This is a genomic window from Pseudobacteroides cellulosolvens ATCC 35603 = DSM 2933 (assembly GCF_001262605.1).
GTDB lineage: Bacteria > Bacillota > Clostridia > Acetivibrionales > DSM-2933 > Pseudobacteroides > Pseudobacteroides cellulosolvens.
In genome coordinates this window covers 206,930-218,616 of sequence record NZ_LGTC01000001.1, presented here as the reverse complement: position 1 = coordinate 218,616, position 11,687 = coordinate 206,930, and the positions used below count along the sequence as shown (strand labels likewise).

The following is an 11,687-nucleotide window of genomic DNA, read 5'->3' as shown; positions in this document are numbered from 1 at the left end:
AGATCACAGTTCATCTTTATACTGCATTTTAAAGTCAGGAAACAAGTGCCGAGTCCCTGTTTCATGGAATACCTCGTTAAACCTCTCAATGCACTCTTTCACCGGAACCTTTTTAGTAACAAATACCGAACTAAGCATATCCAGTGCTTCCTGCATATCGAACAATGTCGGTTGTATTCCTTCCTTCTCCAGCTCTTCCTGTCTTTTCTGAACCTTTTTATAAGGTTCAATGACACCTCTAAGGTATTCATCATAATTCCAGTTTCTGTTTCTGGTACACACAGCAACTGCAATACACTTTGTAACAACGGTGTGCTCAAAACGTTTAATCTGATTTTCGAAAGATATTTGATTTTCAGACAAGACCTTTTTCAATTCCTCAGTATCATCTTCTTTGTCAAAAGAAAATGTTTTGATACCAGGAGTATTTTTACTCATCAGATTTCTCAGTACCGTTCCGGGTCCTAATTCTACAGCGATTTCCATCTCATGTTGCCTCAAATACTCCATAGATTCTACCCATTGTACAGGTCTTGTTATCTGAGCTTTTAAAAGGCTGGCGATACTGGCTTTTCCCTCATAAGGTAAAGCATTTGTATTTGATATTACCGGGTATTTTAAATCTCCAAATTTATATCCGGCAAGTTCCATTTCAAACTTGTCTGCTGCTTTCTGCATCAATGGACTGTGGAAGGGTGCACTTACTTTTAAAGGTACTACTTTTGCACCCAAACCCTGAAGATGTTCATTTATCTCATAAATTGCAGCCTTATGTCCGGATATGACTGTTTGATCCGGAGAGTTGTAATTAGAAATAACTGCCACATTTTCTCTAAAAGTATATCTATCACAAATTTTCTGGAGTTCAGCCTTATCTATTCCGCTAACGGCAGCCATAGAACCCAAGCCTGCCGCGGCTGCTTCCTTCATCAATTCACCTCTTCGCCTTACTATTTTCAAAGCATCATGAAATTCTATTGCATATGCACATGTTAATGCAGATATCTCTCCCAGACTATGTCCGGCACAATAATAAGGCTCTATGCCTATTTCCTGCATGTACACCCTGCAAGCAGCTACACTGACCGTCAAAATAGCCGGTTGAGTATTCTCCGTTCTTGTAAGTTCGTCCATACTGCCTTCAAAACATAGCCTTTTCAAGTCAAACCCCATAACATCATTGGCCTCTTCAAAAACCTCTCGCACCGCATGGAACTGTTCTGCGAGTTTCTTTCCCATCCCGACATACTGCGAACCTTGTCCGGGAAACAACCAAACAATCTTTTTCATTATAAAACAACTCCTTTTGGCTCATACTGGTCTATAATCATTTTGGTGATTTTATAGTAACTGTTAACCAATTCTTTCATTTTGTCACTTTTAAGCACTTTTCCGTTGTATTCAAACTGAAATTGCATTTCTTCCTCACCATCATCATATTCTAGAGAAATATCGTAAATATCCATGAGGTTTCCTTTTACATTTGTCAGCCCTTTTTTAAAAATCAGAGGTATGACAGATTCATTTCCTTTGTTCATAACAATAGATTTAATTTCTTCTATTTCATATGCTTCAGCCTGATTCTCATCCCTATGTTGCCGATTTACATTCTTAAACAACTGGATAAAGTCCTTCATTGCATCAAAATCATTTTTTACAGAAACAACCCGGTTGACATCACCAGTAATGCTCTGAACCGCAATTTCCTTTTTTCCGGCCATTTGGGCAAAAAGATACGAGTACACGGCAACCCATATATCATCAGTCGTAATATTTTCAGTTTTTGACATCAGCTTTGCTTTCTCTGACATCTGTTTATTTAATGTAAAGCTGTAAGAAGCTGCTTTCAAGTCCTTCTCCCCTCCGCAAAAATATGAAACGGGAAGGTCGACCGGCTCCACTGATATGTATTTACATATTTTCTCATTTTTTGAATCTATAAAATTGGCAAGTTTTGATACCGTGGGATATGCGAAAAGATCCATCATCATTGTCTTACCCGGAAATCTTCTGTCCACCTGGGAATGCATCTGTATCAAAAGGATTGAGTTACCGCCAATGTCAAAAAAATTATCTTTTACACCAACTTTGTCTACATCAAGAATCCTATGCCAAATTTCTGTTAAAATTTCTTCAGTCTCACTTTCGGGAGCCACATACTCTACACCCGAGTTTATGTTTTCTTCAGGCTCAGGAAGAGCCTTTTTGTCAATTTTGTTATTTGATGTAAAAGGAATCTTTTCCATTTCAACAAAATAAGTTGGAATCATATAACCCGGCAGCTTGTCCGTCAGAAATTCCCTTAGCTCTGTTGCTGATATTTCAGACTCCGAAACATAATATGCACATATATAGCTGGTATCAATTTTTTGTTCCTGCCGAACCGGTTCATATCCTACCCTTTTCGAGAAGTTCTTAAAGGCCTTTTCCGTTGGATAACACTTTAAATCTTCTTTCACATTTTCTATAGTGATATGGTTCAAACGCTTCTCCCAGCTTGTTGCACTTCCATAATAGTGGAAACCTCTTTCATGCAAATGACCATAATCTCCAATCTGTTTGACGGGACAATTGGTTGAATATATGGCATAGTTTTTCCGGCCAATCCAATATTCGTCCTTCTGGTTAAGGAACGAAATCATTTCCTGATTCGTTATATCGCAATACCGATAGAAATCTACAAATTTCACTTGATCATATACTGCCCCGCTGCTGATACTCTCAATGTCCATGTGGTCAAAAATGCTCTTATCCATTTGCCTTGCACCTTTCTGGATGTTGAGAAGTTCCCTCTCAATTTCACTTACATCCGAAATCCCCTGCTTATAAAACATCAAAAGCTTGTTTTCCAAAATTTGTCCTCTTGATAACGTTGCTCCTACTACAAGAGAAATGTTGTTTCTATATGCATAATCTCCTGCAAGGGAAGATGAAATATGGAAGCATCCCCGGCAGACTGTATGTGCAGCAATTAAGCTTTCTTTAAGGATTTCATCAGTATTCTTGTGAGTCAATACAACATGATCTACCCCTAATTTGCTTGTAATCATCCTGATATTTTCCATGTCGGACTTTGTAAAATAACCATTGTTATAAGTCAAAGCAAGAACCTTATATCCCATTTCTACCAGTCGGTACAGGGCATAAGCCGAGCCCTTTCCTCCACTGTATAGAAGCAGGCAATCGTATTTTCCCTTTTGGGACATGGAGTTTTCTTTTAGAAGCATATTCAGATCATCCAGGGTCTTGAAATATTTATTCATGTAGCTCTTGTAGATGCTAGAATCCTGACAAATATCGCATAAACCCTCTTCGCTGATTTTTATTCCCGGGTATTTCGAAGTAATTCCGCAGCTTTTACACTCTTTTACTACTGTTTGAGCCTTTATTCCTCCCTTAACAACCACAACGCAGTCTTTTATCGATTTGTGCCTGGATAACGCAGATTCTATCTCTCCCAGTTCAATCCTGTAGCCTCTGACTTTAACCTGCTCATCCACTCTTCCCATGATCTCAATATTACCGTCCCTTAGCCATCTTCCTATATCTCCTGTCTTATAAAGCCGTCCCTCTCCATAAGGGTTCTCAATGAAACACTCTGTCGTCTTTTCAGGATTGTGAATATACCCCCTTGCCACACTGTCTCCGGCAATATATATTTCCCCCGGAGCTTTTACTGGTAATAACTGCTTGTCTCTGGAAAGAATATAAATCATATTATTGGCAATGGGTTTACCAATAGGAACAACAGATCTTTTGTCATCCCTGTCAATATGATAATAAGTATTATTTATGGTACATTCGGTTGGTCCATAAGTATTCACAATTTTACCATCATAGTAATCATAGAATCCTCTTACCGTTTCAATACCGATAGGCTCTGCACCTATTATAAGCCAAGGCATTTTTAGCTTTGGACTCTCAGCCCTGTTATTTAGCATGTACAACATTCCGGTTACCAGAGATGCAGGGCAGTACATCATGGTCGGTCCGTTTTCCTCACTCATTAAATTCAACAGGAATTCAGCATCCCTGCTTTGTTCCTGAGTAATAAGTCTGACACACGCACCTGAATAAAGCGGCCAGAAGATTTCCCAAACTGAAGGGTCAAAAGTAAGATTAGTCCTTTGTACAATTATATCGCTGCTTTTTAGTCCGAATTCATTCTGCATCCAGGATATGCAATTATTCACTTGTCTATGCTCGACCATTACCCCTTTTGGCTTTCCTGTGGAACCGGAAGTGTACATTACATAAGCCATGTTTTTCGAACTTACACTTAAGCAAAGATTCTCCTTTTCTTCCTCAGCCAAAATATCCTTGATTCTGTCTATCATAAATATCTGACAACTTGTATCGGTAAAATGCTGCGATTCTTCTGCAAAAGCAATTCCGTTAATATTCCTTAAGACTATGCTTTCAGGCAGTTTAAAACTGTTCTCAAGCATTTTGCTCACAAGTTCGGCTAATGTATACTCACCCTCCCCAAAAACCACAAGGTTTACATTCCTATCCTTTAGTATGGTATCATAGTCACTTGATGCATAAGGTCCCCCCGTTATTATGGGAACATTAATCCCCCATTGTCTTAGCAGTGAAACGGTCTCATGAAAAAACTCTTTAAAATATGTCAGGGTTCTTATACCTATCATATCTGGCTTATACTCATTAACCAGATTTTTCAGCTCCTCAAAGCTGTCAAAATCATTTCCCGATTTATATATTCTGCCGTCAATCTTTTCTCCAAATATCTTTTTTAAATAAGTTAACAGATAAATCTGTCCTATGGGTTGTTCAGCAACCTTATAAAGCATATTACTTGAACTGAAATGCTGCGATAAGTCCAAAAACATAATTTTCTTAGCTCCGATAATTTCTTTTCTTTCTTGCTTTGGCTTATCAAAAACCGAATACGGAATCTCAATTGTTTCTCTGCAATCTTCAGGCAGAATAAAGTCATTCAATTCTGTAAATTTTATAATATCCGCAATACTATTGATTTCAACCGGTAAATATGCATTATATTTTTGTATAAGTGCCCCTTCGTCAAGAATCCGCATTTGCACAGGAAGAACATGCTTTAGACGTTCCTTGGACAGGAAGTATTCATTCATAAAACTGGCCTGGTATCTTCGGGTAAAACTCTTTGGAAAGGGAAGTGTTTCGGGCAGTTCATGAAACGCTCTGTCTTTAGACTTTAATATGTCGGCCTTTGAGATCCCGTTTTCCAGAGCAAAAGCCTCCATCTCAGTGTTGGGGAATATTTTCAAAATATGGACATAAGGAAAATGAAGCCATTTGATATCCTTGATGAAGTTCAGCGTCATCATAGCCTCTTCCTCTGTCTCGGTAGGAAAACCATGCATGGTGGCCATTTCCAAAATAATATTTGAATGTTTTGTTGCAATATAATCAACTACATTTTTGAATTTATCAAGGTCAAGGTTTTTCATAAGCAACTGCTGAAGCCTTGGAGAGGCTGTTTCAAGCGATAAGTTTATTCCTCTCGTACCGGCTTCAACCATCAAATCTATGTATTCCGGCGTCAGGATATCTCCCCGCAAGCCATTGGGAAAGAAAATCTGTATCTTAAGATCATTCTTCACAATCAGCTTGAATAGTTCCGCACTATTTTTCATATCTAGATTGAAACAGTCATCTATAACAGCAAAGTTTCTAACCCCGTTTTTATAATAATATTCTATTTCTTCATATATATTTTCAGCCGATCTCCGAACATGGTGCTTGGACCAAACCTTGTGACAGTATAAACATTTATATGGACATCCTCTGGTAGTCTGCAGAGAAATACAATTATTTACACTCGCCATGCCGATTTTACCCTTATAACTGCCGATATCAATCAGTGACCTGTCAGGCACAGGCAGTGCATCAAATTCCTGAATGTGGCTCCTGGGACTGGTCACAACAATGTTACTGCCGTCTTTGGACTCAAAATTCTGGAGAGTCGTATAATGAATATTCTGTACGGCATGACTGGTAGTTATCAAAACCTTTGCACCTGAATCCTCCAGAATATAAGTAATTCTATCTGCAGGAACATGCAGGTCTATGGGTAAATAAGCACCCCCTGCCTTCAATACTGCTAAAACGCTTATAATCATATCCAGCGAAGGCTCAACCATAACTCCTACAATAGTTTCATTTTTGACACCCTTTTTCTGAAGCAATCTAGCCAACTGGTTGGACTTTTCATTCAACTCGCTGTAAGTAATGGATTGATTTTCAAAAACAGCTGCAATACGATCAGGTGAATTGATGACCTGTTCCTCAAACAATTCATGCATCGTTTTGTCTATGTTATAGAGGGCTCCGGTGTTGTTAAAATCAAAGAGAATTTGCTGTTTATCAGCTTCAGTCAAAATATCTATTTCACTAATGCTCTGCCAAGGCTTTTCAAGCATCTCTTTCAAAATCTTAATATACTGATCCGACAGTCTTTCCATTGTTTCATGATCAAATATTTTTGCATCATAAATGATTCTGATTCCTATATTGTCAAAAGTAGATATTACAAAGGTCAAATCATAATTTGTCATTTCAAATATAGAGTTTAACCTGATTTTTATTTTGCTGTCGTTTTCATTATAGGAACTGTCAAGAGGGTAGTTTTCTATGACTACAATGGAATCGAAAAGTTCTTCCATACTGTCAATCTCAAGTAATGGTTTAATCTCTGTGAGCGGAGTGTATTCAAAATCATCCCGTTCCCTCAGCATTGTATCCACTTTTGAGATGAGGTTTGAAACAGCTTCATTGGGGCTCGATTGAATTCTAATAGGAGGTGTATTGATAAATAAACCAACAATATCTCCTATCCCTTTGACCTCAGGTGTTCTGCCCGATACTGTTGTCCCAAATACAACATCGTATGAATCATTATATTTTTTAAGCAATATTCCCCATGCACAATATAGCAGCGACGCTAAAGTTATACCCTGGCTTTTTGCAAAACTTTTGACCTTATCGGATAATGTTTTATTAATTACCTTGGTATAGTTTTGTGCTATAACAGTTTTGTCCAGCTTTTTGCGGTCTACAGGAAGTATGGTTTTACTTTGGAAACCCTCGAGATAACGTTTCCAGTACTTTGCTCTTTCTTCTTTGTCCTGTTTTCCATACCACTTTATATATTCCTTATACCTTGTCTTTACCTGTTTTTGCGGCTGTAAACCAAAATACAATTCATTATATGCTTTTAGAAACTCCTTTAATAGAATTCCGTTGCTCCATCCGTCATATATAATATGATAACTGCTTACTATCATTTCATAAATGTTTTTATCCACCTTGCAAATGGTAATTCTGAAAGGCTCTGTGCTTATATCAACCCTTTCTTTTCTATCCTTTATCCGGATTTCATCCAATAATTCCTGCCTTTTTTCTTCACTGGCAGAGGAAACGTCATATTCCCTGATCAAAAGCTCCTGCTTTTTCAACACTACCTGTACAGGCATTTCAATCCCTTCCCAGCGATAAACCGTACGCAGCATTTCATTTGTTTCCACCACAAAACTCCATGCCTTCTTGAATAAATTAATTTCAATTTCTCCCAAAAGGCCAAAACTCATCTGTTCAAAATACAACTCACTCTCAGGATTGCTTAAGTAATGAAACAGCATTCCTTCCTGGACCGGTGTAAGAGCAAGTATATCCTCAACATTCTGTTTATCCAGCTTTTTAGATGTACTCATAAATTTACCCCCCCATGTTTTATTTATTCACAAAGTATTTCAAATAGCCTTTCGATATCCAGTTCATCACTTGATTCATAACATTTTAAAAGCGTTTTATTCACAATTTGAACCAGATTTTTGGTTTCGCTGTTGATGAAAAAATGTCCGCCTTTGAAAGAATAAACTGTACACTCCCTCAGAGCATGCTTTTTCCACTCTTCCAAATCTTTTAATGTAACATCCTTATCTTCAAGCCCTGTAAATACAGTAATATCATAATCAAATTGACAGCATGCATCTCTGAATTCATACTGCTCCAAAATAGTATAATCAGCTCTAAGGATTGGAAGAAACACAGACAACATTTCCCTGTTTTCATAAATCTCTTTAGGCATTCCTCCATACCTATTAATTTCTTCAATAAAATTGGCTGTTGACATTGTGTGAAGAATCTTTTCCCGCTTGATAATATGAGGAGGATAGCGTCCCGAGAAAAATACATGCTGCGGCAAGTTCAAACCTGCATCCTTAATTTTTTTTATTGTTTCATACACAAGAAGACTTCCCATGCTATGTCCAAAAAAAGCATAGGGAGAATCGGTCAACACCATTTTCACCTGATTGAAAACATCCACTACAGCTTCATCAAAACATTTGTAAAAAGGATCGCAAAACCGTTTTCCTCTACCTGCCAACTCAATCGGCATCACCTTAATTTTATTGTTCAAATGATCTTTCCAACGGTTATACACCATTGCCGACCCACCTGCATAAGGAAGACAAAATAACATTATCTTTTCCACTCTATCGACCACCTTGATTGATTAATTACTTTCTATCAGTGTAATTTTATATATACTTAGGCATTAGTTAATTCCAGAATAGGATGAATCTCTTTTTCTGCAATCCTTCCTGTTTCCATCTTTAAAACTTTATCTGCGACATCAAAGTATCTATCATCATGCGTTATGGCAATAATACATTTTCCCCTTTTTTTCATATCCTGCAGTAATACTTGGTAGAAAAAACGTCTGAATTCCGGATCCTGATCTGCAGCCCATTCATCAAACAGACATATGGGTTTATCCTCCAGATAGCTGATCAACAGTGCAAGCCTTTTCCTCTGCCCTGTAGAGAGTCTGGTCGTACTAAATATTCCATCCTGTATTTCAACCTTATCTTCCATTTTTAATAGTCTGAGATACTTGACTATGTCTTCACCTTTTTTAGCATAATCAAGCCCGTAGAGCTTATCAAAAAGGTGAAAATCGCTGAATATTGCTGAGTATCGCTGGCCCAACCCCTGAGCATTGACTTTGCATCCATTAATTCTGATCTCACCTTGTTGGGGAATATATAAGCCTGTCAGCAGCTTTGCCAATGTAGATTTGCCGCTTCCGTTTCCCCCAGTGATAAAAGTAATCTCACCTGAATGGAAATCAAAATCTATAGGTCCTACTGAAAATGTATCTCCATTCACATCCCCATAGCTGTACTTTACCCCTTTTAGTTCCAACTTGATATTTTCCTTGTTGACAGTTATTTCATCCGGTGTTTTTTTATCAGGCTCATAAATAGAAATCTGCTCAATAAGTTCATTAATTCTTTTCCAACTTATCTTCATCTGGATTAAATTGGGAATTATATTCAAAACTCCATGAACAGGTCCTGTCATGTAAAGATACACAAAGATATAAGTCCTGAGTGAAGAATTTCCGATATCCTTGAACAGTATCGGGAAAAAGAATGCAACAATTCCTACCACAAACGTAAATAAAAGTTCTCCAATAACAAAAACATTAGCAAACTTCATATCAGCCAGAACACGCTTGTCCCTGTAAAGAGCACAGCTATACAGCATGTCGTTCTTAAACTCGCTTCTCTTTGCTCTGTTCAGAGATAACTCTTTAAATCCTGCGGTAATATGATTGATAAAACTGAAAAATATATTTTGAATGTCTCTCGTGCTCTCCCATAACCGATTTGCCGACCTTCCAACAAAAAAATACAACGAAGCGGCTATCAGTGCCACTGCTATAGAAAGGCATAATCCGTAAAAACTTATAAAACCGAGATATATAAAACAGCATAACAATGTAATCATGCTAGTGATTCCAGTTATAAAAATATTTGCAAAACCGCTTATAGTCTCAGTATCATTATTTAAACCCGCCTGTATTCTACCATCTTCGATTTCCTCAATTTTTTGGTAGGACGTTCCTAGAATCCGGTTTACAATCTCCATTCTTCTGGCATATACCAGATCGTTTGTAATTGTTATCAATCGTGTTCTGACCAAGCGCTGTCCATATACATAAAGCAGCATTCCCAATAGAAAATAAAGGAAGAGGCCACTTTCAAAAACATCATTGCTCCTGTTTAACACCTCATTTACAGTAAAAATGACAAGTGAATTGCCAAAACCGCTGGCAATACTTAATGCTGCAATAGTAAACAGTGATTTGTCTTTGTCTTTAGGAAATAATGATGTCAAAATGAGGTATATAAAAAATAGCAGGACAACTGCTACTAAAAGAATCAAAGCGATGACCAAGCTGACCGGTGCCCATACGCACACAAATTTCCATGGCAGCCCACCATATAATATATCAGGGACAATATACAAACAGTATCCAAAAACACTTAAACTCGTAACTGCTGTGACAATGTGCAACAAATGCTTTATTCTAAAACGTTGATATCTCCGTACTCCTTTAAAAGTCTCTATCAAAGCGACTATTGTCAAACACAATATCAGAATGATGATAAAAATTGCACTACATATTACAGCAGTAGCAACTTTATCCAGATTCTTGTACATATCCGATTCTGTTGTAGGGGGTTCTTTGCCCATTAAAATATCAACGATTCCTCTTCCCGTATCTCTTGCATAGCTGGAATTCATATTGGCAAGTACAGCAACTCCAAAATTTTCACCTGGCCTAAACGCAATAAATGAAGAATAATTGGGATTTTCTCCCCCATGCCACAAATCGCCTTCTCCGCTTTGAAAAACAAACCATCCCAATGCATAGGAGGAACCATCCGCACACGGACCTACAGTCCTGTTCGGAATATGGCTTTGAAGAATTATGCCGTCATCCATCCCTTCTGGTTGTAAATATCCCAGCTGAACTTTCAGCCACCTGCTTAAATCCTCAGCATTGGTAATATAATACCCGGCAGGAGTATTCCCTCTGTACATCGGTGCATCATACCTTAGTGCCCTTGTAAAACCTATCTTGTATCCAAACGCCATTTCGTGAGAAGCAGCCTCGCTTCTGAACAGGTATGTATTATCCATTCGAAGGAGTTTTATGACATTATTCTTGATATATGCTTCAAATTGCTGTCCTGAAACCTTTTGTACTATCAAACCCAAGACATCATAATTTATTGTAGCATATGAAAAACGCTCTCCAGGCCTAAAATCCAGTTCCTGACCAACCAGTTTTTTGATTGCAGCTTCTAAAGCATTCTCCCCATCATCTGCATCAATATATCCGATAGTTTTAAACGGAACTCCACTGGTATGGTAAAGAAGCTGCTCTATTGTCAATTTCGCTATTTTCCCTTGATATTTCATGTGTAACCATGGAAGATATTTATCAACCGGATCATCAAGATGAAGCAATCCTTTTTTCTGAAGCTGCAATATCCCTAATGCTGTGAAGGCTTTACTGTTTGAACCAAGCTCGAATAGTGTATCTTTGGTTATAGGTTTCTTTAGCTTTGTGTCAGCATACCCAAACCCTTTTTCATAAACAGTACTGTCTCCCTTTACTATTACAACTGACATTCCCGGAATATTACCTGATTTCATTTGTTTATCAATGTATGATTCTATCAGGTTTATTTCAGAATCTTTTAATTTTAAACTCTCATTCTGGAACGCTTGTTGTTCTGCCGCTGCCGAGTAAATCGGAAGCATTAATATCAAACCGACTAAAAACATCAGAATTTTCAATTTACATATTTCCATAACATACT

Annotated in this window: 4 protein-coding genes and 2 pseudogenes; all 6 read right to left on the bottom strand. The window is 37.7% G+C overall.

The annotated features are described in order from the left end of the window. Window positions 1–3 precede the first annotated feature (3 nt). Entirely contained in the window at window positions 4–1,290 is a 1,287-nt protein-coding gene (fabD, locus tag Bccel_RS01045) for an ACP S-malonyltransferase (protein WP_036939679.1), read from the bottom strand. Beyond that, the gene (locus tag Bccel_RS32425; RefSeq protein ID WP_409372121.1) at window positions 1,290–3,206 is read right to left on the bottom strand and encodes a phosphopantetheine-binding protein; all 1,917 of its coding nucleotides are present in this window, start codon (window positions 3,204–3,206) and stop codon (window positions 1,290–1,292) included. The genes fabD and Bccel_RS32425 overlap by 1 nt, the downstream gene beginning before the upstream one ends. 258 nt (window positions 3,207–3,464) lie before the next feature. Next, window positions 3,465–4,286: pseudogene (locus Bccel_RS32420) on the bottom strand (AMP-binding protein); the annotation flags it as partial. Between the two features lie 180 nt (window positions 4,287–4,466). After that, a pseudogene (locus Bccel_RS32415) lies at window positions 4,467–7,715 on the bottom strand (condensation domain-containing protein); the annotation flags it as partial. Window positions 7,716–7,738: 23 nt separating this feature from the next. Next, window positions 7,739–8,500 carry a thioesterase II family protein gene (locus tag Bccel_RS01035; protein WP_036939671.1) on the bottom strand — a complete coding sequence of 254 codons (762 nt, stop codon included), beginning with the start codon at window positions 8,498–8,500 and terminating at the stop codon, window positions 7,739–7,741. Window positions 8,501–8,556: 56 nt separating this feature from the next. Further along, window positions 8,557–11,679, bottom strand: a complete 3,123-nt coding sequence (locus tag Bccel_RS01030) for a cyclic peptide export ABC transporter (protein ID WP_036939669.1) — start codon at window positions 11,677–11,679, stop codon at window positions 8,557–8,559. Between the last annotated feature and the right edge of the window lie 8 nt (window positions 11,680–11,687).

What these genes read in the sequence shown, in the direction of transcription:
- Bccel_RS32425 (WP_409372121.1), bottom strand. Translation starts at nt 3,206, where the DNA reads ATGTCCCAAAAGGGAAAATACGATTGCCTGCTTCTATACAGTGGAGGA.
- fabD (WP_036939679.1), bottom strand. Translation starts at nt 1,290, where the DNA reads ATGAAAAAGATTGTTTGGTTGTTTCCCGGACAAGGTTCGCAGTATGTC.
- Bccel_RS01030 (WP_036939669.1), bottom strand. Translation starts at nt 11,679, where the DNA reads ATGGAAATATGTAAATTGAAAATTCTGATGTTTTTAGTCGGTTTGATA.